Source organism: Janthinobacterium sp. SUN128 (assembly GCF_030587275.1).
GTDB classification, from domain to species: domain Bacteria; phylum Pseudomonadota; class Gammaproteobacteria; order Burkholderiales; family Burkholderiaceae_D; genus Janthinobacterium; species Janthinobacterium lividum.
Map to the genome: position 1 here is coordinate 1528585 of NZ_JAPWHY010000001.1, position 21500 is coordinate 1550084.

Genomic DNA, 21500 nt, shown 5'->3' on the forward strand with positions numbered 1-21500 from the left:
GGCTATTCCTGCGCCAGCAAGGTGGTTACGTAGTTGAGCGCTTCGCGCGCGCTATGGGCGTCATAGCCGTATTCGTCGACCAGGCGCTGCTCGACGGCCGAAATCCTGGACCGCACGTCGTCATCTGGGCGCTTGGCCGAGCCGACCAGACGCAGCACGTCGCGCCGCTGCTCGAACAGGTATTGCTGGATGGCGTCGTGCAGTTGCGCATGGCTGCCCAGGCCAAATGGCTCGCCCCGCTTGAAGGCGCTCATGGCCTTGCGGACCACTTCTTGTCGGAAAGATTGCTTGCCCGAGTCGCTGATGTGGATTTTTTCTTCCACGGCGCGCAGGAACCGTTCGTCGGGACGGCGCTCTTCGCTGGTGATGGGATCGCGGATCTGGCGGTTGTCGAGCATGGCTTCGACTTCATCGAGATATTTGTTCAGCAAGTCTTGCGCTTCTTGCTCGAACGACACGAACAGGGCCTTGTGCACGTCAGCCTTGACCCAGCGGTTATAGAAATCCTTGCGCGTGAGCACCAGGTAATCGACCCACTTGCGCTTGCGCCGTGGTTCGATGCGCGCATCGTTTTCAATGCCGTCCTTCAGGGCCAGCAGCACGTCCATGGTGGACAGGCTGTTGCGCTGGGCGGAAATGATGGCGTGCGACAGGGCATTGATGACGAAACGGGGCGACACGCCCGACAGGCCCTCGTCGGGCGCCTTGTCGCGCTCGCGCATGCGGCGGATGTCGGCCGGCTGCAAGTCGTCCACGTCTTCATCGGCGTAGATGCGCAGTTTCTTGACCAGCTCGGCCTCCTTGTCCTCGCCTTCGGGCAGACGGCTGAGGATGGCAAACACGGCCGCCGCATGCAGCACGTGCGGATCGAGGTGTACATCGCGGAAGGCGGGCGCGGCCGCCAGGATCAACTTGCGGTAGATGCGTGCTTCCTCGCGATAATTGAGCGTGTACGGCACTTGCACGATGACCATGCGGTCGAGCAGCGCCTCGTTTTCGCTTTCTTGCAGGAATTTGCGAAATTCGGCCAGATTCGTGTGCGCGAGGATGGTTTCGTCGAGATAGATCAGGGGAAAGCGCGACACCTTGACATTCTTTTCCTGCGTCAGGGTTAATAGTAAATAGAGGAATTCCCGCTTGACCTTGAGAATCTCGATCATTTCCAGCATGCCGCGGCTGGCCGCGTATACCGCGCCGGACCACGACCAGGCGCGCGGATCGCCTTCGTCGCCGTACTGAGCCACTTTCGACAGGTCGACGGAACCGACCAAGTCGGCCAGGTCGGCCGTGGTGGGATCGTGCGGCGCATACGTGCCGATGCCGCAGCGGCCCGCCTCGGACAGGTGGATGCGCTCGACGGGCATGCGCAGGAAATCGCCTGCGTACTGTTCTTCCAGGCGGGCGCGGCAATGGGGGCACAGTTCGCCCTGCAGCTCGGCATCATAGCTGGCGCGAAAGTCGGCGCGCATGCTGTGCGGCACCAGATGCAGCGGCGATTCGTGCACGGGACAGCCGGCGATGCCGTACAGCGCGCCTTCGCTGCTGTGGCTGTATTCTTCCAGCCCCCGCTTGAGCAGGATCACCATGGTCGACTTGCCCCCCGACGGCGGGCCCAGCAATAGCAACATGCGCCGGCCCACCTCGGAGCCGGCGGCGGCGGCCTTGAAGTAGGCGGCAACCCGGTCGATTGCCTCGTCGATGCCGAACAGCTCGTCGTCGAACAGGCGGCAGCGGAAGCGCCCGTTGTCATCGGTCTGGCCGTTCCAGCGCATCATGTCCCACAGGTACTGGTGCGCGCTGCGCGTCAGCAGGGCCGCGCGGCCCGGCAGGATCTGCTCGATGAAGTCGGCAAAACTGCCGCCCCATGGGCGGATGCGGTGTTTTGCCGCCCAGGCCGCCATGCCGTGCACAAAACCCGCATGCTGGCCTGCTTGCTCGCCCGCGGGCGCGTCGTCGTGGCGTGTCATACCAGGGCTCGTCATTATTTCCCCATCCATACCGTTGCTGCCGTGGAGCAGGCCCGGTTCCAGCCTGTCAGCCAAGTATACGGCGCCACCTCTGGCCGCACGCATGATCTCGCTCAACCTTGACGAGGGAACTATTTTTATCCTCGCTGCCCCCGTTGGGGCAGGGCCGCCATGCGCCAGCGCAGTTCAATCCAGATCAATACCGGCCGGCGCGGGCCGTCCAGACTGGTGGTTTGCGGCGACCCACGAGGAGAACATGATGATAGGCAACGAGAATGGTTTCAGCGCCCCGCCTGGCGCCAGCGGCAGGGGACAAAGCGCGGACGATGAAGAGGCCGTCGGCCAATTTTCCGTCCCTGGCAAAGACGATAATACGATCGAGAGCGCGTCCGTCTCGGACGTGCCCGACGCCTTGAGCGGCGTCAGCATGGAATTGCTGGAAATCAAGCGCAGCATCGAAGACGGCATGCGCCAAAGCATTTCCCAGGCGGGCGGCGTGCGCGCAGCCGACGCCTTCAGCGACGGCGGCAATATCCAGGGCGTGTCCATCGGCCTGGGCGAGGGCGCCAGCGACAGTTCGTCCGGCGAACCGGGCTTGCCGGCCCTGACCCTGTACGTGGCCGAGCCCACTTCCGTCGACCGCGCCAAGGCCGCCATCGTGGGAGCCATGGGCGTGCGCGCCGTGTCCAGCGACAGGGTGCCCGTCAACATCGTCGTCACGGGCGTGATCGATGCGCAGCCGCACCGCTTCCGTTTGCGCCCTGCGCCGGGCGGCGTGTCGGTCGGGCATTTCCGCATCACGGCCGGCACCATCGGCTGCCTGGCTGTGGGGCGCAGCGCGCCGCGCAACAGTCGTTTGATGATTCTTAGCAATAATCATGTGCTGGCCAATTCCAATGGCGGCGTGTTCAACGACTGCATCGTGCAGCCGGGCCCCATCGATGGCGGCCGCTGCCCGCAAGACCAGGTGGCCGTGCTCGAGCGCTTCGTGCCCATCAATTTCAGCGGCGGCGTCAATTTCGTCGATTGCGCCACCGGCTGGGCCTGGCCAGACCGCGTGCGCCCCGAACTGGTCTACCTGAGCGGCGGCGTGCCGGCGTACTTCCGCATCAGCAATGCGCTGGTGGCGCCCGCGCTGGGCATGATGGTTGGCAAGTCCGGTCGCACGACGCAGCTGACGCAGGGCCGCATCACGGGCCTGGGCGCTACCATCAACGTCAATTACGGCGGCGGCAGGATCGCGCTGTTCCAAGACCAGATCGCCATCACGGGCGTCAGCGGCGCATTCAGCGCCGGCGGCGATTCCGGCTCGTCCATCTGGACGTGGAACCAGCAGCGCAATCCCGTCGGACTGCTGTTTGCCGGCGGCGGCAATATCACGTTTGCCAACCAGATGCGGCGGGTGGTGGTGGCGCTCGACATCAATTTGTACACCTGAGCACGCTGCAAGGGCATGGCGCGGCGGCGTTGCGCCGCCTTGCATCACGCTGTCTTTTGCACGATGATGATATGTGTCAAGGGCAGCAGCCACGCATGGTGTTGGCCGGCGAAGCGTGCTGCAACGCCGGATGGCCGGGTGTATCATGGAAGGCATCAGGAGGGTCTGTCATGTCAAACAGTAAATTCGCACAATCGCCCCATGCCGTCTTCGAGGACGCCGCCATGCCGTATTTGCCGGATGATGCCTCTGGACAGGGAATGGGCGGCGCGGGCCAGGGATACTACGCCCCTGCCGCGCCCCCGGGCCGCCTGGAAGCGGCAAAGCGGCGCAACGAGCGGGCGCTGATGGCGATCGATGGCGTGGAAGGCGTCAGCCTGGGGCAGACGGCCGTGGGCAAGGAAGCGCTTGTCGTATATTTGCGCGACTCGTCCGTCAAGCGGCGCGTACCGTTGCAGGTCGAGGGCTATCCGGTGGAGACGAGCATCACGGGCCAGATCGATATCCAACGCTGGTAGGTAGGCGAGCCCGACGGCTAGGCCACCGGGCTGCGCATAGCCGCAGGAAGACCTGTTGCCAGGCCTTCGGCTTCGCTTATCCGCCCGCCTTATTTGCTCAGGCGGCCGATCGCTTCAGCCACGCCCGCGCCATAGGCAGGGTCGCACAGGGTGCAGTTGCCGATGTGGCGTTGCTTGACTTGTTCCGAAGCGCCCGAGATGGCGCGGGCCGTGTTGTCGAACAAGGCTTGCTGCTGTGCCGGCGTCATCAGGCGGAACAGGGCACGCGGCTGCGAATAGTAATCCTCGTCGACACGGTGGTTCCAGTGGTCGGCCGCGCCTTCGATGCTCAGCGGCGGTTCGCGGAAATCGGGCTGCTCGGCCCATTCCTGCTCGCTGTTCGGTTCATAGCCCAAGGTTCCGCCCTGGTTGCCGTCGACCCGCATCTGGCCGTCGCGGTGATAGCTGTGGAACGGGCATTTCGGCGCGTTGACAGGGATATGGCTGTGGTTTACGCCGAGGCGGTAGCGCTGCGCGTCGCCATACGAAAACAGCCGGCCTTGCAGCATCTTGTCCGGCGAAAAGCTGATGCCTGGCACCACGTTGGCCGGGTTGAAGGCGGCTTGTTCCACTTCGGCAAAGTGATTGTCCGCATTGCGGTTCAGTTCCAGCACGCCCACTTCGATCAGCGGATAGTCGCCGTGCGGCCATACTTTCGACAGGTCAAACGGGTTGAGGTGATAGGTGCCTGCCTCTTTTTCCGGCATGATCTGCACGTACAGGGTCCAGCGGGGGAAATCCTTGTTTTCGATGCTCTCGTACAAGTCGCGGTGCGAGCTTTCGCGGTCCTTGCCTACCAGTTCTTCGGCTTCGGCATCCGTCAGATTTTGAATCCCTTGCTGGGTCTTGAACGTGAACTTGACCCAGAAACGCTCGTTTTGCGCATTCAGGAAGCTGAAGGTATGGCTGCCGAAGCCATGCATATGGCGGAAGCTGCGCGGCAAGCCACGGTCGCTCATCACCACCGTGACCTGGTGCAGGGCTTCGGGCAGCGAGGTCCAGAAGTCCCAGTTGCTGTTGGCGCTGCGCAAGCCCGTGCGCGGGTCGCGCTTGATGGCGTGATTCAAATCGGGAAATTTCAATGGGTCGCGCATGAAAAACACGGGCGTATTGTTGCCGACCAGGTCCCAGTTGCCTTCTTCCGTGTAGAACTTCAGGGCGAAGCCGCGGATATCGCGTTCCGCGTCCGCCGCGCCCCGTTCGCCGGCTACCGTGGAAAAGCGCGCGAACATCGGCGTTTTCTTGCCCACTTCGCCAAAGATTTTCGCGCGCGTGTAGCGCGTGATATCGTGCGTGACGGTAAACGTGCCGTGCGCGCCGGAACCCTTGGCATGCATGCGGCGCTCGGGAATGACTTCGCGGTCGAAGTGGGCCAGCTTTTCCAGGAACCACACATCTTGCAGCAGGGCGGGGCCGCGTGGGCCGGCCGTCTGGATGTTCTGGTTATCGACTACAGGCGCGCCAAAGGCGGTGGTCAGCTTTTTCATTGGACTCTTTCTTTCATGGCTAGGCAGAGCAATGGACGCACCGGCGCTACTCAAACACTGGCTGGGTTGAATGAACACTCACCGGGGCTGGTCCAGAGTAAAATTTCTAAAATGCAATTTCAGTGTAAACCTTTTTGTGCGAGACGGCTTGCCACGCCGCCCATGCAAGCACAGGCGGCATCCTTGTATCATAAGCGCTGAATGGCTGCCGCTCCCGCACGCTTGCAAGTTACAAGTATATAAAGGCAGGCCTAGCTCACGCCACTGGCCTTTTGTCCAGATTTTAAAACCCAGTTTTTTAAAAACGGTTCCAATTGTTATGCCGGTGCTCCGTCGCTTCCTTCATCAGGTGGCCGGCGCGCAGGGCGTCGTCCGCCTGCACCGTCATGGCCAGTTCCTGGATGGCGGGCGGGTATTCATGGTGGGCCGCTTCCTCCAGCAATTCGCGCCCCTTGGCCAGGTCGCGCGGCACGCCGCGGCCTTCACGGTAGGCGTTGTACAGCAGGAACATGGCGTGTGGATTGCCCAGCTCGCTCGACTTGTCCAGCCAGCGCGCCGCTTCACCTTGATCTTTCGGCACGCCTTCGCCATTCGCCGCCAGCAAGCCCAGCATCAATGCCGCCTTTGCATGGCCTTGCTGCGCCGCTTGCCGGTACCACAGCCAGGCTTGGGCCGGCGTGGCCGCGCGCAGCATCTGGCCCAGTTCGAAGGCAGCTTCCGTGTCGCCGGCGCGGGCCGCCTGTTCGAACAAGGCCAGGGCCTCGGCGCGGCGTTCGGCACGGGGCTGGTAAATCAGCGCCAGTTCGCGCTCGGCGACGGGCATGTCCTTGCCGGCCCAGCCGCGGACCTTGCGCTCGGCCTGGTGGTCGCCCGCCTGGCGCGCATGCATGGCGACGGCTTCGATTTCCGCCGCCGTGGGCGGTGGCGATGCCTGGCAGGCGGCCAGGGCTGCCGCCAGCACGACGGCGGGGAGGGAGAGTGCGTGTTTCATTGGGATTACCTTTCATCAAAACAGGCCGGAACTGCGCTTGTTCCGGCCCTCGGACCTTATTTGCTCAGGTCGATGCGGTACTTGGCAAAGCCGCTGGCGTCGAGGCCGCCTTCGGCCGCCACGTTGCTGATGCCGCTGCCTTGCGCCAGCGCCAGATGGCCCGGCGCCGAGCGCAGGATCACGGGACCGGCCGTGGCCGTCTTGACGAAGCTCCAGCTGCGCGCGCTGCCATTGGCCGCCAGCGTGACCTTGCCGCCCTTGGTGCTGAGCGACGCCAGGTAGTTGCTGACCACGGCCTGGTTCGCATCGGGCGACTTGATGATGGTCTTGCTGCCATCGATGCCAGGCACGGCGCCGCCGCCACCGGCGCGGTAGTCGTTGGTAGCAACGATGAAATCATCGCCATCGGCCACCGCCGCCCCCTTGTACGTGAGGTTGACGATGCGGCTGCCCGGCTTTTTCGTCACGTCGATCTGGTACGTCAGCGCATTGTTTTCCGCGTAGAACACGTCATAGTTATAGATCGTGCCATACGACGGCACCAGGTCTTGCTCGGCCGCACTGGCCGGATCGATCTGGTTGAATTGTTTGGCCGACGTTTCCAGCCACGCCTTCAAGTCCGCGCCCTTGATCTTCACGGCTTGCAGGTTGTTATTGCTATATAAATACAGGTCGCCCGGATTGCGCACTTGCAAGCCGACCGGCGCGGCCGGGGAAGCGCCCGCGGCCACGTCCGTGAAGTCCGACGGCCCGTTGCGGCCCGCCTTGAATGGCGCGCTGCAGGAAATGACGGGGATGTTCTTGTAGCTGGACAAGGTCGCATCGGTGCTGGTGGCAATGAAATTCTTCACGTAGTCGAGCTGCGCCTGGTTCACCAGCTGGATGGCGCTCACGTCGCCCACCAGCGCAAAATAGGCGGACATCTCGAAATCCGTGCTGATGCCCAGCGGCTGCTTGGCGTAGGCGATGGTGGCTGCGTGCTCGGTGGCCACGAGAGGAGCGATGGCCGGGTCGGCTTTCACGAGGGTCTTGCCATCCGTGTACTTGAAGCCGCGCGATTCCACCGTCGTCTTGGCCGGCTGCACTACCCATTTACCGCCCTGATAAGCCATCGTCAGCTTGATGATGCCCAAGCGGCGGCCCCAGCTTTGCGCCATGACGGTGGGCACGCCGTTCACAAAGCCGTTGACGGCGTCGATCTTCGCGCTGGCGGGGAAGGCGGCAAACGACGCGTCCAGTGCGGCCGCGCCTTCTTCCTTGCCTTTCGGGAAGATCAAGTGCGAGTGGCCGATCATCAGCGCATCGATGCCCGTGTTGGTCAAATGATAGCTGCCGTTTTCCATTTTCGGACTGTAGGCGCTCGTGTCCAGCCCGCCATGCGACAGGGCCACGACGAGGTCGGCGCCCTTGTTGCGCAATTCCGGCACGTATTGTTTCGCCGCTTCCTGCACGCCCGTCACGCTGACTTTGCCAGCGAGCACTTTTTGATCCCATTCGAGGATTTGCGGCGGCACAAAGCTCAGCACCCCCACATTGATTTTCACGGTCAGCTTGCTGCCATCGGGCGCCGTGGCGGCGAAATCGCGGGGCAGCAGGGTGTAGGGCTGGAAAATCGGCTTGCCGCTGGACACGCCGACGACATTGCTCAGCACGGAAGGGAAGGCTGGCGCGCCGCACGTGCCCGTCGGCTTGGCCACGCCGGGAATGCCGAAATCCGTGTTGGTGATCTGGCTCAGGTAGGGCAAGCCATAGTTGAATTCATGGTTGCCCATGCCGCCCGCATCGTATTTCAGCGCGTTCATGGCCTTGTGCACGGCCAGCGTGCCGGAGCAGGGCACGGGCGCCGCCACGGCCTGCAGGTCGGCCAGCAAGGTGCCCTGGATGACGTCGCCATCGTCGAGCAAGACGTTGTTCGGATTTTCCGCGCGCGCCGCCTGGATCAGGGTCGAGGTGCGCTCCAGCCCCAGGCTCGTGTCTTCGGCCAGCGCATAGTAGTTATAGCTGAGGACGTTCGAGTGGATATCGGTGGTTTCCAGCAATGCCACGGTGACCGTCGTGCCTTCGGGAATGGCCGGCGCCGTATTCGAATTGCCGTTGCAAGCAACGAGACCCACGCTTGCCAGCGCCGCCAGCATGACACAATTTGTTTTCATTACCGCCCTCGTAGAGAGTCAAAGGACGCGACTGTAACGCCGCCATATGACGCGGCGATGACAGCCGTGCAAGGCGCATGGAATCAGGGCTGCGCGCAGGCGGCCACGGCCTTGGCCAGCCAGGCCGCATCGACGGCGCCCAAGTGCCGTGTACAGATCAGATGTTCAGAATTTACAATCACTGTGTACGGCAAGCCCTTGATTTGATTGCCAAAGATGGGCAGCAAGGCGGGCGCGGCCAGGGCCTGGGGATAGCTGGCCGGGTGGCTGCGCAGGAACGCTTGCGCGGCCGCCCGCGTGTCGATGGCGATGCCGATGACGGGGAGTGTCGGCTGGCTGGCGGCGTGGGCATTGAATATCGGCAACTCCTGGATGCACGGCAGGCAATTGCTGGCCCAGAAGTTCAGCACCACAGGCTGGCCTGGGAACTGGCCCAGGCGGATGCTGCCATCCGCATCGAGGCGGGGCAGGTCGAAGGACAGCGGTGCGGCAGCCGCATGGCCGGCCAGCAAAAGCAATAATGCCGGCCAGCGTGTCATTGCGGCACCACGGCGGCATCCGTCATGCGGTAATACAGGCCCATGGGGTCGCTGGCCAGTACCTTCAGCTTGCCTTGCACGATGAAGGGCGCATAGCTGAATTTCACGGGTGTCCGGCTCTTGATTTCCACCACGCCTTCCGGGCCGGCAGGCAGGCAAAAGGGACAGCTGGCCGAGGTGACGGTCAGCAGGAAGTGTTTCTGCTTTTGTCCTGGTTCCAGCGGCATCATGAAACCTTGCACTTTCACGTCGGTATTGTCGAGCGCGCTGATTTCCGGCGTGTATTTCGGCACCATGCGGCCTTTTTTCGCCTTCACCGTGGTGGCCTGGCCCAGCAGTTTCCACGATACGACGCCGGGCAAGTCCGTCAAGGGGGCGAAGAACGACGGCGGCTCGTCGGCGGGGGCCGCTGCGGCGCTGCCGGCCAGCAGCAGTCCAGCGCCCAATAGCATGATTTTCAGCATGTCTTTCCTTTCAGGGACGCGCCAGGGTGGCGGCGATATCGGTGCGGTAGGCGCGCGCGGCGGGAATGGCGGCGGCCAGCAAACCCACGGCCACGGCGATGACGGGCAGCCACGCTTCGCCGGGGACAATGCGCCACGCTTGCAGGTTCAGGTCCTGCATCGATGCCAGCCAGCCCAGCAAGCCGACGGCCGCATGGCCCAGCAGCCAGCCCAGCGCCGCGCCCGTCAATGACAGCAGCAAGCCTTGCGCCAGCAGCAAGCGCAGCAGTTTGGCGGGCGAGGCGCCCAGGGTGCGCAGGATGGCCAGGTCGGTCTTGCGCTCTTCCAGCGCGCCGTACAGCGCCACGAACAGCGACAGGGCCGCCACCAGCAATACGCCGGCGGCAATCGCCCGCAGCACATCGATGCCCACGCCTAGCAGGTTGAACAGCCGTGCCGCCTCGAAAGCGGGCTGCGCCGCCTGCAGCCGGGCCTGACTGTTCACCCAGCGGGGCAGGCTGATCGCGGCCAGGGGAGATGCGTATTGCACCAGCACGGCCGTCAGTTCGCGCTCGGGCGCGGCGGCTGGCACGGCCGGCTGCTCATCGGGGTCCGTTTCATGCACTTGCCATACGGAAGCGACGGGCGTGAGGATCAGCCGGTCCAGCACCGTGCCCGTGGGCGCCAGGATGCCCGTCACCGTGTACGGCGCGTGTTCGTGCACTTCGCCGCCCGCCGCCAGCCCGTGCGAGCCGGCAAATCTGGCGCCAAGGGTGGCGCCCGTTTCGCGGGCGGCGCGGGCGCCGAACACGGCTTGCATGGCTTGCGTAAACAGTTTTCCTTGCGCCAGGTGCGCGCCATAGTGGTCCAGCAGCGCCGTCGTGCTGCCGACGATGCGGAAATCGTGGAAGTTGTCTCCCAGCGCGAGCGGAATCGCGGATTTCACCAGCGGCTGTGCGGCCAGCGCCGCCAGCGCGCTGTCGGGAATGTTACCGGTCGGAATATCGGCGTGATACACGGACGACAGGATCAGCTGCAAGGGCGAGCCTTTCGCGCCCACCACCAGGTCGATGCCTTGCGCATCGCGTTCGGCGTGCTCTTCCAGCTGGCTCGATACGCCGAGTATGAAGGTCATCATGGCGATGCCGATGGCGACCAGCAGCAGGTTCAGGCTGGACGCCAGCGGCTTGTGGCGCAGGGCGCGCCAGGCCAGGGTGGCCGCGTTCATACCGCACCCCTGGCGCGGGGCAGGCGCAGCACGAGAGCATCGGGCAGGGCGGCCAGTACCCTGGCGTCGTGGCTGGCAATCACCAGCGAGGCGCCAACTTGCGCGGCCTGGCAAGCCATCAAGGTGACGACGGCGGCGCAGGCGGCGTCATCGAGGTTGTCCGTCGGCTCGTCGGCCAGGATCAGTTGCGGGTGCATGACAACGGCGCGCGCGATGGCGGCCCGTTGCCGCTGGCCGCCGCTCAAGGCGTGCGGATAGGTATCGAGCTTGTCCGCCAGGCCCAGCTGGCCCAGCAGACTGGCCGCGCGGGCCGGATCGGGCCGCTGGCCGCTGGCGTAGGCAGGCAGCAAGACATTGTCGAGGACGTTCAAGCTGGGCACCAGCGCCAGTTGCTGGGGTAGCAAGCCGATGGCGCGGCCGCGCCAGCTGTCGCGCTGGCGTGGCGTCAGGCCGGGCAGGGACGTTCCCGCCACGTCGAGGCGACCCGCCTGGGGCGCCAGGATGCCGGCCAGCAAATGCAGCAAGGTGGATTTGCCGGAGCCGGACGGCCCCAGCAGCAACGCGTGGCGCCCGGCGGGCAAGTGAAAGGCGGCGATGTCCAGCACGGGGCAGGCTGGATCATAGCCATAGGTCAGGGAGGCGAGGTGGAGCATGGAATTCTTTCGGGTGGCTAGCTGGCAAAGATTGCTGCGCAAATGCAACTGAGCTGCATTATAATTCAAACGCAATAGACTTGCATTTGAAATGCAACCTGCTTGATTGCCAACCTGATCGCCCCATCCGAAAGATACCCATGACCCAACGCAAACTCCCCGTCACCGTCCTGTCCGGCTTTCTCGGCGCCGGCAAGACCACCTTGCTTAACCACATACTGCGCAACCGCGAAGGCAAGCGCGTGGCCGTCATCGTCAACGACATGAGCGAAGTCAATATCGACGCCTCGCTGGTAAAAGACAGTGCCGCAGCGGCTGGCGCGGCCCTGTCGCGCACGGAAGAAAAACTCGTGGAAATGTCCAACGGCTGCATCTGCTGCACCCTGCGCGACGATCTGTTGCTGGAAGTGCGGCGCCTGGCTGCGGAAGACCGCTTCGACTATCTGTTGATCGAATCGACGGGCGTGGGCGAACCGATGCCCGTGGCCGCCACCTTCGACTTCGAGGATGAGCACGGCGACAGCCTGAACGACGTGGCGCGCATCGACTGCATGGTCACCGTGGTGGACTGCGCCAACCTGCTGGCGGATTTCCATAGCGAAGACAGCCTGGAGCAGCGCGGCGAGATCGCCGGCGAGGGCGACGACCGCCAACTGGCCAATTTACTCACGGAACAGATCGAATTTGCCAATGTCATCGTCCTCAACAAGGTCGACATGGTGGCGGCGGACGAGCGCCTGCGCGTGCTGGCCATTTTAAAAGCCCTCAATCCCGGTGCGCGCATCATCGAAACCAACCAGTCCATCGTGCCGCTGGACGCCATCCTGGGCACGAACTTGTTCGACCTGGAGCAGGCGGCCAGCATGCCGGGCTGGGCCCAGGAATTGGCCGGCAGCCACACGCCGGAGACGGAAACGTATGGCATCAGCAGCTTCGTCTACCGGGCGAAGGAGCCGTTCCACGCGCAGCGCCTGCATGACTACATTGCCCAGCCGATCAAGGGCGTGGTGCGCAGCAAGGGTTATTTCTGGCTGGCCAGCCGTCCCGAATGGGTGGCCAGCCTGTCCGGCGCGGGCAAGCTGATGAATATCGAACCCGTGGGCCTGTGGTGGGCCTCCGTGCCGAAGGAGCGCTGGCCCACGGATGCGGCCTCGCTGGCGGAAGTCAAGGCGGGCTGGAGCGAAACATATGGCGACCGCTACCAGGAGCTCGTCTTCATCGGCCAGGACATGGACCAGGCCGCCATCGAGGCGGACTTGAAGAAATGTCAACTCAACTATACGGAAACGCGCCAGGGCATGGCCGCCTGGCGCAAGCTGCCCGACCCGTTTCCCCAATGGCAACGCATGGAAGAACTTGAAGATTAACCATCGATAGGAAAGAAATATGACAGAACTGATCCCCGTCACCATCATCACGGGTTTTCTCGGCAGCGGGAAAACCACCTTGCTCAAACGCATATTGCAGGGCGATCACGGCGTGCGCATCGCCGTGATCGAAAACGAATTCGCCGCCGAAAGCATCGACCATGGCTTGCTGGTGCAGGACAGCGACGAGCAGATCGTGGAAATGAACAATGGCTGCATCTGCTGCAGCGTGCGCGGCGACCTGATCCGCATCCTGGGCGAGCTGCACGCCAGGCGCGCATCGGGCACCATCGCCTTCGACCACGTGATCATCGAAACGACGGGCCTGGCCGCGCCTGGCCCCGTGGCGCAAACCTTCTTTGCGGAGCCGTCCGTCAGCGAATTCTACATGCTCGACGCCATTTTGACGGTGGTCGACGCGCGCCACGCGCAGCAGCAATTGACGGCGCACAAGGAAGCGCAGGAGCAGGTGGGCTTTGCCGACCGCATCCTGCTGTCGAAGACGGACCTGGTCAGCAAGGATGAGCTGGCCGCGCTGCGGCAACGGCTGATCGCCATCAATGGCCGCGCCAGCATACAGAAAGTGCGCTTTGGCAATGTACCGCTGCGCGACATCCTGAACATCTGCGGTTTCAACTTGAACGCCATCGTCGAGCTGGAGCCGGATTTCCTGGGAGAATTGGGGCACCGCCATGGCGACGGCGTGCAATCGTTCGTCTACCATCAGTCCCAGCCCCTGAATCTGCTGCAGGTGGAAAATTTTCTCGATGCCGTGGTGCAGCTGTTCGGCACCCAGCTGATGCGCTACAAGGGCATTTTGTATGTTGCCGATCTGCCATGCCGTGCCGTATTCCAGGGCGTGCACATGCTGATGGGCTCGGAACTGGGCGCGCCGTGGCGCGACGGCGAGACGCGCGCCAGCAAGATGATCTTTATCGGGCGCGACTTGCCGCGGGATATGCTGACGCGGGGCCTGGACCGTTGCGTGTCCGGCGCCGCCAGCCCAGCGAGCATGATGGCCGAGGTGATGGCCGGGGAGGCGGCATGAGCGTGGAAGCGGGCTTGCCCGCCCTGGCGCTGATCTTCCTGCTCGGCATGCGGCATGGGCTGGAACCGGACCACCTGGCCGCCGTCGATGGCCTGACCCTGCGCAGCCAGGCCGCATCGCCGCGCTGGGCGCCGTGGATGGGCGCGCTGTTTGCGCTGGGGCATGGCCTTACCGTGCTCGCCATCGTGGCCGTGGCCGCCCTGGCCTCGGCGCAGTTCACGCCATCGCCAAACTTGTTCGGGTGGCTGGAATGGCTGCCCATCGGCTTGCTGCTGCTCATCGCCGGCATGAATGCGCGCAGCCTGCTGGCCGGCGCGCAACTGGCCGAGGTGCGCGGGCGGCTGCTGCCACGCTGGCTGCGGAGCGCATCCGGGCCGCTCGCCGCCATCCTCGTCGGCATGCTGTTCGCGCTGGTCTTCGACACGGCCCTGCAAGCCGCCGCCTGGGGCTATGCGGCCGTCGCGCTGGGCGGCATGCAGCCAGCCTTGCTGACCGGCCTGGTGTTTGCCGTGGGCATGGGCGTGACGGATACCTTCGATGGCTGGGTCACGGCAAAAGTCATGCGCACCGGCCAGATTGACCTCGTGCGAGCCTTCCGGCGCCGCCTGGGCTGGCCCATCGTCGCCATCTGCGTGGCCATGGCCGCTTACATGGCGGCCGGCAAGCTCGATTCCGCCTGGTCGCTGCCGGAAAGCTGGACGGCGGCCCTGGGTGCGGCCATGGTGCTGCTGATGGCGGCCCTGTATGGCTGGACCTTGCTGGGTTTGCGCCGCGTGCGTGCCTGAGGCGGGGGCGTGGGTATAATGGAAAAAAACTGCCGGATTCCACCATGCCCGCACCTGAAATCGTCATTCGCCTGCTGACGCCGGCCGACACCGCCGCCTTTTGCGCGCTGCGCCTGCGCGCCATTCTCGATTCGCCCAGCTCGTTTTCCTCGTCGCGCGAGGATGAGCTGGGGCGCACGCCTGAAGAACATGTGCAGCGCATCGCCGGCGGCCCGTTGCACCGGGCGTTTGGCGCCTTCGATGGCGAACGCCTGGTCGGCTTTGCCGGCTTGCGGCGCGAATCCATGCGGCAACTGTCGCACAAGGCCTTGCTGTGGGGGGTGTTCGTCGATGTGGCGCAGCGGGGCAAGGGCGTGGCGCGGCGTCTCGTGAACGCCTGCATCGAGCAGGCCGAGACGGATCCTGCCGTCATGCAAGTGCACTTGAGCGTGAATGCGGAAAACAATGCCGCCCTGGGCCTGTATGAATCGCTGGGATTTATCGCGTATGGCACGGAACCGCGCTCGATGCGCGTGGGCGACTTGTTTTACGACGAGCATCACCTGGCTTTATTGATCAGGTAATACTGCTGCCGCTTACTTGCAGCGCGGGCACAGCCCCTTGATCAGGTAATCGACTTCGCCGCCGCTGAAACCTTCCGGCAACAGCACGGGCGGGGGCAGCTTGACTTCATTGAAGCAGGTGACGTTCGCGCATTTGGTGCACTGGAAGTGCGCGTGCTCGTGCGCCTGGTGGCCTGCGCCCGCGCTGAAGCGCCACACCTGGTCGGCACCGGCGATGCGGTGCACCAGTTCATTTTCCGTCAGCCATTCCAGTACCCGGTACAGGGTGACGGAATCGATATCGCTGTCCTGCGACAGCGCCTGCTGGATTTCATGGTGGGTCAGCGAACGGCTTTGCGCCATTAAAAAGTCGAGCACCTTCACGCGTGTCTTGGTGACGCGGGCGTTGGTGTTGCGGATCAGCGATTCGGCTTGCGGTGTAGAAGATGATGTCAACATGATAGGCCTGCTTGCGGGGGATCGGCTGGCGGCGTCATCGCCGTGCCTTTGCCACCCTCTGGGCCGTATCTTAGCATGCGTGCCGCACCGGATGGAACGGCGTCATGGTTTGAACGTCCAATAGCGGCCGGCCACCGTATCGACGGGGTCGAGAAAGCGCTGGTCGGCGCGCGCATGGTTGCGTATCAGATAGAACATGTCGGACAGGGCGGAGCGCTTTTCCGCGAAATACGCGTGTTTCATGAAGCTCGTGTCGACCCCGCTGGCATCGATGGTTTCCACGCCCGCCACGATCAGCATGCCGGCGCCGCTGTCGCCTGCCCGCCGGTAGCCGTGCACGGCTTTCGAAGCGGCCAGGGCCAGGTCTTGCGACGAGGCATACAAGGTGACGGGGTTGCGCGCTGCGGCCAGTTTCGGCGCGATATCGTGCTTGAAGATGGCGGCGTCGATATCGGGCGCGGACAGGATGATTTCCGTAATCTTTTGCGCCAGTTGCGGCTGCGCGGCCAGCAAGTCGGCTACGGCGCGCGCCAGGCCGCGGCTGCCCATGCTGTGTCCGACCAGATACACTTGCGCCGCCTCCGTGCTGGCGAGAAAGTCGGCCAGGAAGCTGGTGAGGTGGGGCGTGCTCCACTCGATATTGTTTTCATCGATGGTGTAGCCGGCCACCTCGCCGCGCGACGGCCAGCTGTAGAACACGGGCGCGCCGTCAAAGCCCAGGTCGTAGGCCATCTGTCCCGTGCGCCGCGCCGCATCCTCGAAACTCACGTTATAGCCATGCACGAAGATAAAGGCGCTCTTGCCGGCCGAGGCGCGGATCTGGGTCTTCAAGGCGGCAAAGAAGTTGTCGCGGTCTTGCACCTCGGCCGACAGCAGCACCACGTGCTTGGCCGGATCGTCGCGAAACTCCAGGCGCCACAGCGACGGCGATTCCAGCTGGCCCATGCGATGGTCGCGGGGGATGCTGATGTCGCAGCTGCCATAGCTGAGCGGGCCATTGCCGCCCATGATGTTGCGTTCGCCGCTGAAGCGCTGGGCCGGCGGCTTGCCCACGTCGCGCTGGCGGTCCGTGGCGAAATACACCTTTAGCACCGCATAATTCGAGATGACGGCGGTTTTATCGGCCGGGTCGGGCACGGCTTCCACGTCGGGAACCTGAGGGAAGGGCCGCTGCAGAGAGTCGAGCAAGCCTTGCGCGGCAAACAGGGTTTCCATGTCATCGGGCACTTTCGCGCTGGACAGGGCGGCCGACAGGGCCAGTTGCAGCCGGGTATCGGCAGGGTCGGCTTCCAGCGCGGCGATGGCGGCGAGGATGGCGGCGGCGCTGTCGAACTTGGCGATGGCCTGCTTGAGCCGCGCATAGTGGCTGGCGATGGCTTCGGGAGCGTGGCCGGGCGCGCCATGCCCGATGGCTGCCACGACAGCGGAAGTGATCAAGTCCATGCGCCACCTGCCTTTCAGGTCAATCTGGATCGAATGTCAATCCATATTGCCATAAAAGCACGCGAAAAGCGATTTGTCCAGCGCCCCATGCAGCGGGCGCGGCTACGGTCAATGCTGCTTGTCGTCGCTAAACTGCTGCGCCAGCGACTGCAGGGGCGCTACCGTCAGGCCGCCGCGGCTCACGTGTTCGGGGATGGCCACGCGCACTGGCTTGCTGTGCATGTTGGTGGACGACAGCACATTCGTGGTGGTCTCCGGCGCCGCATTCCACACGGGGTCGACGATGCCTTCGAACACATGTTTCAATTGCTCGCCCCAGGTGTCGCGGATCATGCGGAAATACTGGTTCTTTTCATCGATGGTGACAAAACGCGTGACGGCCAGGCTGCCCGTCTCGTAGACGAGCAGGTCCAGCGGCAAGCCGACGGAAATGTTCGAGCGCAAGGTGGAATCCATGGAAATGAGGGCGCACTTGGCCGCCTCGTCCAGGCCCGTGAACGGGTTGATGACCCGATCGATGATGGGCTTGCCGTATTTCGCTTCGCCGATCTGGAAATACGTGTTTTCATCGTGCGATTCGATGAAATTGCCGGCAGAATACACCTGGAACAGCCGGCAGCGCTCGGCGCCTATCTGGCCGCCTAAAATGATGCTGACATTGAAATCGATGCCGCAGTCGGCCAGGGCCTTCGCTTCGCGCAGGTGCACGGTGCGCACGGCTTCGCCCACGATGCGCGCCGCATCGTACATGCTGGCCACGTTCCAGATGCTGCGTCCGTCCGCATCCACGTGTTCGGAAACGATCTGGCGGATCGCCTGCGAGATCGACAGGTTGCCGGCCGTCATCAGGACCAGCATGCGGTCGCCCGGGTTCTCGAACACGCTCATCTTGCGGAAGGTGCCCACCTGGTCCACGCCGGCATTCGTGCGGGAGTCGGACAGGAAGACCAGGCCTTCGTTCAGGCGCATGCCTATGCAATAAGTCATCGTCGTAAATCAAGTCAAAAGGGGTAGCATTCTACACCAGCCGGGCCTGGCAACCAGCTTGCAAGGCCCGGCCAGCCTCATTCCTGCCGTTTATACAGGCACGATCTGCACATCGACCCGTAATGTTTCTGTGCCGCCACCCTGGCGCACGCCGCGCACGGGGGCCGCCGAATCGTAGTCGCGTCCGATGGCCAGGCGGCAATACGCATCCGTCATCAGGCGCGCATGCGTGACATCGATGCTGACCCAGCCCGCGAAATCCGTGTCTTCCGTCCAGGCGTCGACCCAGGCATGGCTGGCCGCATGGCCCGTCGTGCCCGGATCGATATAGCCGGAGACGTAGCGGGCCGGGATGCCCCAGGCGTGGCAGCAGGCGAGGAACAGATGGGCGTGGTCCTGGCACACGCCGCGCCCCAGCGCCAGCGCGTCGCCAGCCGTGGTGGTGACCATGGTGGCGCCGCTTTCATAGGCCACCTTGCCGACGATGTGCTCGGCCAGGCGCAGCAAGTGGCCCGTGCCCGCCGTCACGCGCCGGTCCGGCAGGCTGGCGGCGCTCAGCTCGAGGATGGCGGGATTGGCCTGCGTCAGCGGTGTCGGCATGGTAAATAGCAGCGGCGACAAGGTATCGACCAGGTTCAGCCGTCCCTTGTGCGGGTAGATGGTTTCCACCACGCCATGCGCCACCAGGCTCAGGGAGTGATGGCTGCCGTTGATCGTCAGCATGTGCGACAGATTGCCGTAGGCATCCGTGTAGGCGTGGCACTGGCCCGGCGTGGTGATTTGCCAGGACAGGGCCCGCTGCTGCGGCTCGATACGCGGCGTCAGGTGCAGCTGCTGGATGGTGTAGGCCAGCGGCGCACTGTAGGCGTAATGGGTTTCGTGGCGGATGGTGAGCTGCATCAGGCCGCCAAGGGAACGAGGAAATCGCGGCTGACCCGGTTGCCCAGGTCGTAGATGTTTTCCAGAAATTCCGTCAATGTATGGTGCAAGCCCGCCTTCATGATGTCGTCGATATGGCCGAATTTCAGCTCCGCATGCAGTTTGCCGGCGAAACGCTCCGTATCGGCGGACACATCGTTGCGGATATGTTTGAGATTTTCCACCACGTCATCCATGCAGGCCAGGAGCGACCTGGGCATGTCGCCGCGCAGCATCAGCAATTCCGCCACCCGCGCCGGGGTGATGACGTCGCGGTACACCTTGCGGTAGATTTCAAAGCCGGAAACGGAACGCAGCAGCGCCGCCCAGTAGTAAAAATCGCGCTGCGTGATGTCCTTCGACGTGTCGCGCGCGCCGTGGAACTTCACGTCGAGGATGCGCGCCGTGTTGTCGGCCCGCTCGAGGAAGGTGCCCAGGCGGATGAAATGGATCGCTTCGTCCTTGAGCATGGTGCCCAGGGTCACGCCGCGCGACAGGTGCGAGCGGTATTTGACCCATTCGAAGAACTGGCTGGGGTCCGTTTCCAGCAGATTGCTTTTCAGGCGCTTCTGCATGTCGAGCCAGGTGGCGTTCTGGATTTCCCACACTTCCGTCGTCAAGGTGCCGCGCACGGCGCGGGCGTTTTCGCGCGCGCCCGTCAGGCAGGCGAGGATGGACGAGGGGTTGTTCGGATCGCGCACCATGAAGTCGAGCACGTCGCGCGTGTGGAAGCGGCCATATTTGTGGTCATACGCGCTTTGCAGCTCGGAAATACCCAGGGTGGCGCGCCAGCCCTGTTCCGCATCCTGCTCGGACTGGGGCAGCATCGATGTTTGCATGTTGACGTCGAGCATGCGCGCCGTGTTTTCCGCCCGCTCCGTGTAGCGGGCCATCCAGAACAAATGATCGGCGGTGCGGCTCAGCATGCTTTCTCTCCTGCAAACACGGATGTTGGTTCCAGTACCCAGGTATCCTTGGTGCCGCCCCCTTGCGAGGAGTTGACCACCAGCGAGCCTTCGCCCAGCGCCACGCGGGTCAGGCCGCCGGGCACCATGGAAATCGTCTTGCCGGACAGAACGAAGGGGCGCAAATCGATGTGGCGCGGCGCAATGCCGGCCTCGACATACGTGGGGCAGGCGGACAGGGCGAGCGTGGGCTGGGCGATGTAGCCGCCCGGATTGGCCAGCAGGCGCTGGCGGAAATCCTCGATCTGCGCCAGGCTGGACGCCGGCCCCACCAGCATGCCGTAGCCGCCCGCGCCATGCACTTCCTTGACGACGAGTTTCGCCAGGTTCGCCAGCACGTACGACAGGTCGGCGCTCTTGCGGCACTGATACGTCGGCACGTTGTTGAGTATCGGCTCCTGCGACAGATAAAACTTGATCATGTCGGGCACAAAAGGATAGATCGACTTGTCGTCGGCCACGCCCGTGCCGATGGCGTTCGCCAGCGTGACTCTTCCGGCGCGATACACGGACAGCAGGCCCGGCACGCCCAGCGACGAGTCCGAGCGGAAGGCCAGCGGATCGAGGAAATCGTCGTCCACCCGGCGGTAGATCACGTCGACGCGCTTGGGGCCGCGCGTGGTGCGCATGTACACCGAGTTGTCGTTGACAAACAGATCCTTGCCTTCGACCAGTTCCACGCCCATTTGCTGGGCCAGGAACGCGTGCTCGAAGTAGGCGGAGTTGTACATGCCGGGCGTCATGACGACGACCGTCGGGTCATCCACGCCCATCGGCGCGACGGAGCGCAGGTTGTCGAGCAGCATGTCCGGATAATGGTCGACGGGGGCGATGCGGTTGCGGGCGAACAGTTCCGGGAACAAGCGCATCATCATCTTGCGGTCTTCCAGCATGTAGGACACGCCGGACGGCACCCGCAGATTGTCTTCGAGTACATAGAATTCGCCCTGGCCGGCACGCACGATGTCGACGCCGGCGATGTGGGCGTAAATGTCGGAGGCGACGGAAATACCCTGCATTTCCGGGCGGTACTGGGCATTCTTGTAGATTTGTTCGGCGGGAATGATGCCCGCCTTGATGATGTTTTGCTCATGATAAATATCATGGATGAACATGTTCAAGGCTTGCACGCGCTGTACCAGGCCCGTCTGCATCTGCGCCCATTCCGTGGCGGGGATGATGCGCGGGATGGTGTCGAACGGAATCAGGCGTTCCGTGCCGGCATCGTCGCCGTACACGGCGAACGTGATGCCGACCCGGCGGAACGTCAGGTCGGCTTCGGCCCGCTTGCGGGCGATGGTCTCGGGGGATTGCTGCTCCAGCCAGTTGCTGAATTCACGATAGTGTTCACGTACCTTGCTGTCCGTCCCCACTTCATTTGCAGTCATTTCATTGAAAAAATTTGCCATGTTGTGATTTCCCTTGAGCCGTGTCTATGCATAGCTCAGCAGGAAGCGTGCCAACAAGGCGGGCGTGAACAGGTGTAAATATGACCACTTTTGTGGCGTCGCGTCATTGCTTGCACCAATT

Annotated in this window: 20 protein-coding genes; 6 read left to right on the forward strand and 14 right to left on the reverse strand. The window is 63.6% G+C overall.

All coding sequences use genetic code 11. The annotated features are described in order from the left end of the window. Positions 1 to 2 precede the first annotated feature (2 nt). Positions 3 to 1967 (reverse strand): serine protein kinase, encoded by a 1965-nt coding sequence (locus O3297_RS06855; protein WP_099387730.1) that lies wholly within the window; start codon positions 1965 to 1967, stop codon positions 3 to 5. 256 nt (positions 1968 to 2223) lie between these two features. On the opposite strand from O3297_RS06855, the gene O3297_RS06860 reads away from it, so the two are divergent. Then, positions 2224 to 3405, forward strand: coding sequence for a hypothetical protein (locus O3297_RS06860; RefSeq protein WP_305048159.1), 1182 nt, complete (start codon positions 2224 to 2226; stop codon positions 3403 to 3405). 170 nt (positions 3406 to 3575) lie between these two features. Further along, on the forward strand, positions 3576 to 3923 hold the full coding sequence (locus O3297_RS06865) for a hypothetical protein (protein ID WP_099387732.1): 348 nt from the start codon (positions 3576 to 3578) through the stop codon (positions 3921 to 3923). Between the two features lie 89 nt (positions 3924 to 4012). Here the strand turns inward: O3297_RS06865 and O3297_RS06870 are convergent, their stop codons facing one another. The 7 genes from O3297_RS06870 to O3297_RS06900 all read right to left on the reverse strand — a co-directional run bounded on the left by O3297_RS06870 (position 4013) and on the right by O3297_RS06900 (position 11456). Beyond that, on the reverse strand, positions 4013 to 5449 hold the full coding sequence (locus O3297_RS06870; RefSeq protein ID WP_092604865.1) for a catalase: 1437 nt from the start codon (positions 5447 to 5449) through the stop codon (positions 4013 to 4015). A gap of 298 nt (positions 5450 to 5747) precedes the next feature. Next, entirely contained in the window at positions 5748 to 6440 is a 693-nt protein-coding gene (locus tag O3297_RS06875; protein ID WP_305048160.1) for a tetratricopeptide repeat protein, read from the reverse strand. Between the two features lie 56 nt (positions 6441 to 6496). Beyond that, positions 6497 to 8593 (reverse strand): bifunctional 2',3'-cyclic-nucleotide 2'-phosphodiesterase/3'-nucleotidase, encoded by a 2097-nt coding sequence (locus tag O3297_RS06880; RefSeq protein WP_305048161.1) that lies wholly within the window; start codon positions 8591 to 8593, stop codon positions 6497 to 6499. A gap of 83 nt (positions 8594 to 8676) precedes the next feature. Next, the gene (locus O3297_RS06885; RefSeq protein ID WP_305048162.1) at positions 8677 to 9132 is read right to left on the reverse strand and encodes a TlpA disulfide reductase family protein; all 456 of its coding nucleotides are present in this window, start codon (positions 9130 to 9132) and stop codon (positions 8677 to 8679) included. Continuing rightward, the gene (locus O3297_RS06890) at positions 9129 to 9596 is read right to left on the reverse strand and encodes a DUF3299 domain-containing protein (protein WP_070254407.1); all 468 of its coding nucleotides are present in this window, start codon (positions 9594 to 9596) and stop codon (positions 9129 to 9131) included. The genes O3297_RS06885 and O3297_RS06890 overlap by 4 nt, the downstream gene beginning before the upstream one ends. 10 nt (positions 9597 to 9606) lie before the next feature. Continuing rightward, positions 9607 to 10803 carry an FtsX-like permease family protein gene (locus O3297_RS06895; RefSeq protein ID WP_305048163.1) on the reverse strand — a complete coding sequence of 399 codons (1197 nt, stop codon included), beginning with the start codon at positions 10801 to 10803 and terminating at the stop codon, positions 9607 to 9609. Further along, positions 10800 to 11456 (reverse strand): ABC transporter ATP-binding protein, encoded by a 657-nt coding sequence (locus O3297_RS06900; protein ID WP_305048164.1) that lies wholly within the window; start codon positions 11454 to 11456, stop codon positions 10800 to 10802. Before O3297_RS06900 ends, O3297_RS06895 begins: the two co-directional genes overlap by 4 nt. Before the next feature lie 140 nt (positions 11457 to 11596). Here O3297_RS06900 and zigA point away from each other — a divergent pair, with 140 nt between their 5' ends. Genes zigA through O3297_RS06920 form a run of 4 tightly spaced genes read left to right on the forward strand, consistent with a single transcriptional unit; the run spans position 11597 to position 15219 of the window. Then, positions 11597 to 12823 carry a zinc metallochaperone GTPase ZigA gene (gene zigA / locus O3297_RS06905; RefSeq protein WP_305048165.1) on the forward strand — a complete coding sequence of 409 codons (1227 nt, stop codon included), beginning with the start codon at positions 11597 to 11599 and terminating at the stop codon, positions 12821 to 12823. Positions 12824 to 12842: 19 nt separating this feature from the next. Continuing rightward, entirely contained in the window at positions 12843 to 13871 is a 1029-nt protein-coding gene (locus O3297_RS06910) for a GTP-binding protein (RefSeq protein WP_305048166.1), read from the forward strand. After that, the gene (locus O3297_RS06915; RefSeq protein WP_305048167.1) at positions 13868 to 14656 is read left to right on the forward strand and encodes a hypothetical protein; all 789 of its coding nucleotides are present in this window, start codon (positions 13868 to 13870) and stop codon (positions 14654 to 14656) included. Before O3297_RS06910 ends, O3297_RS06915 begins: the two co-directional genes overlap by 4 nt. Before the next feature lie 44 nt (positions 14657 to 14700). Continuing rightward, the gene (locus O3297_RS06920) at positions 14701 to 15219 is read left to right on the forward strand and encodes a GNAT family N-acetyltransferase (RefSeq protein ID WP_305048168.1); all 519 of its coding nucleotides are present in this window, start codon (positions 14701 to 14703) and stop codon (positions 15217 to 15219) included. Positions 15220 to 15231: 12 nt separating this feature from the next. Here the strand turns inward: O3297_RS06920 and O3297_RS06925 are convergent, their stop codons facing one another. The 6 genes from O3297_RS06925 to O3297_RS06950 all read right to left on the reverse strand — a co-directional run bounded on the left by O3297_RS06925 (position 15232) and on the right by O3297_RS06950 (position 21379). Beyond that, entirely contained in the window at positions 15232 to 15657 is a 426-nt protein-coding gene (locus O3297_RS06925; protein WP_034787417.1) for a Fur family transcriptional regulator, read from the reverse strand. A 102-nt stretch (positions 15658 to 15759) separates the two neighbouring features. After that, positions 15760 to 17100 (reverse strand): alpha/beta hydrolase, encoded by a 1341-nt coding sequence (locus O3297_RS06930; RefSeq protein ID WP_099387741.1) that lies wholly within the window; start codon positions 17098 to 17100, stop codon positions 15760 to 15762. A gap of 108 nt (positions 17101 to 17208) precedes the next feature. Beyond that, positions 17209 to 18087: a peptidase gene (locus tag O3297_RS06935; protein ID WP_305048169.1), complete on the reverse strand. Its 879-nt coding sequence runs from the start codon at positions 18085 to 18087 to the stop codon at positions 17209 to 17211. 90 nt (positions 18088 to 18177) lie between these two features. Further along, a complete protein-coding gene (locus O3297_RS06940) occupies positions 18178 to 18987 on the reverse strand; it encodes a transglutaminase family protein (protein ID WP_070279556.1) in 810 nt (269 codons plus the stop codon). Next, on the reverse strand, positions 18987 to 19931 hold the full coding sequence (locus tag O3297_RS06945; RefSeq protein WP_034787425.1) for an alpha-E domain-containing protein: 945 nt from the start codon (positions 19929 to 19931) through the stop codon (positions 18987 to 18989). Before O3297_RS06945 ends, O3297_RS06940 begins: the two co-directional genes overlap by 1 nt. After that, entirely contained in the window at positions 19925 to 21379 is a 1455-nt protein-coding gene (locus O3297_RS06950) for a circularly permuted type 2 ATP-grasp protein (RefSeq protein ID WP_052140579.1), read from the reverse strand. Before O3297_RS06950 ends, O3297_RS06945 begins: the two co-directional genes overlap by 7 nt. Positions 21380 to 21500: the final 121 nt, after the last annotated feature.

What these genes read in the sequence shown, in the direction of transcription:
- O3297_RS06925 (WP_034787417.1), bottom strand. Translation starts at nt 15,657, where the DNA reads ATGTTGACATCATCTTCTACACCGCAAGCCGAATCGCTGATCCGCAAC.
- O3297_RS06945 (WP_034787425.1), bottom strand. Translation starts at nt 19,931, where the DNA reads ATGCTGAGCCGCACCGCCGATCATTTGTTCTGGATGGCCCGCTACACG.
- zigA (WP_305048165.1), top strand. Translation starts at nt 11,597, where the DNA reads ATGACCCAACGCAAACTCCCCGTCACCGTCCTGTCCGGCTTTCTCGGC.
- O3297_RS06920 (WP_305048168.1), top strand. Translation starts at nt 14,701, where the DNA reads ATGCCCGCACCTGAAATCGTCATTCGCCTGCTGACGCCGGCCGACACC.
- O3297_RS06860 (WP_305048159.1), top strand. Translation starts at nt 2,224, where the DNA reads ATGATGATAGGCAACGAGAATGGTTTCAGCGCCCCGCCTGGCGCCAGC.
- O3297_RS06950 (WP_052140579.1), bottom strand. Translation starts at nt 21,379, where the DNA reads ATGGCAAATTTTTTCAATGAAATGACTGCAAATGAAGTGGGGACGGAC.
- O3297_RS06890 (WP_070254407.1), bottom strand. Translation starts at nt 9,596, where the DNA reads ATGCTGAAAATCATGCTATTGGGCGCTGGACTGCTGCTGGCCGGCAGC.
- O3297_RS06940 (WP_070279556.1), bottom strand. Translation starts at nt 18,987, where the DNA reads ATGCAGCTCACCATCCGCCACGAAACCCATTACGCCTACAGTGCGCCG.
- O3297_RS06910 (WP_305048166.1), top strand. Translation starts at nt 12,843, where the DNA reads ATGACAGAACTGATCCCCGTCACCATCATCACGGGTTTTCTCGGCAGC.
- O3297_RS06855 (WP_099387730.1), bottom strand. Translation starts at nt 1,967, where the DNA reads ATGACACGCCACGACGACGCGCCCGCGGGCGAGCAAGCAGGCCAGCAT.
- O3297_RS06875 (WP_305048160.1), bottom strand. Translation starts at nt 6,440, where the DNA reads ATGAAACACGCACTCTCCCTCCCCGCCGTCGTGCTGGCGGCAGCCCTG.
- O3297_RS06935 (WP_305048169.1), bottom strand. Translation starts at nt 18,087, where the DNA reads ATGACTTATTGCATAGGCATGCGCCTGAACGAAGGCCTGGTCTTCCTG.
- O3297_RS06930 (WP_099387741.1), bottom strand. Translation starts at nt 17,100, where the DNA reads ATGGACTTGATCACTTCCGCTGTCGTGGCAGCCATCGGGCATGGCGCG.
- O3297_RS06895 (WP_305048163.1), bottom strand. Translation starts at nt 10,803, where the DNA reads ATGAACGCGGCCACCCTGGCCTGGCGCGCCCTGCGCCACAAGCCGCTG.
- O3297_RS06885 (WP_305048162.1), bottom strand. Translation starts at nt 9,132, where the DNA reads ATGACACGCTGGCCGGCATTATTGCTTTTGCTGGCCGGCCATGCGGCT.
- O3297_RS06870 (WP_092604865.1), bottom strand. Translation starts at nt 5,449, where the DNA reads ATGAAAAAGCTGACCACCGCCTTTGGCGCGCCTGTAGTCGATAACCAG.
- O3297_RS06880 (WP_305048161.1), bottom strand. Translation starts at nt 8,593, where the DNA reads ATGAAAACAAATTGTGTCATGCTGGCGGCGCTGGCAAGCGTGGGTCTC.
- O3297_RS06865 (WP_099387732.1), top strand. Translation starts at nt 3,576, where the DNA reads ATGTCAAACAGTAAATTCGCACAATCGCCCCATGCCGTCTTCGAGGAC.
- O3297_RS06915 (WP_305048167.1), top strand. Translation starts at nt 13,868, where the DNA reads ATGAGCGTGGAAGCGGGCTTGCCCGCCCTGGCGCTGATCTTCCTGCTC.
- O3297_RS06900 (WP_305048164.1), bottom strand. Translation starts at nt 11,456, where the DNA reads ATGCTCCACCTCGCCTCCCTGACCTATGGCTATGATCCAGCCTGCCCC.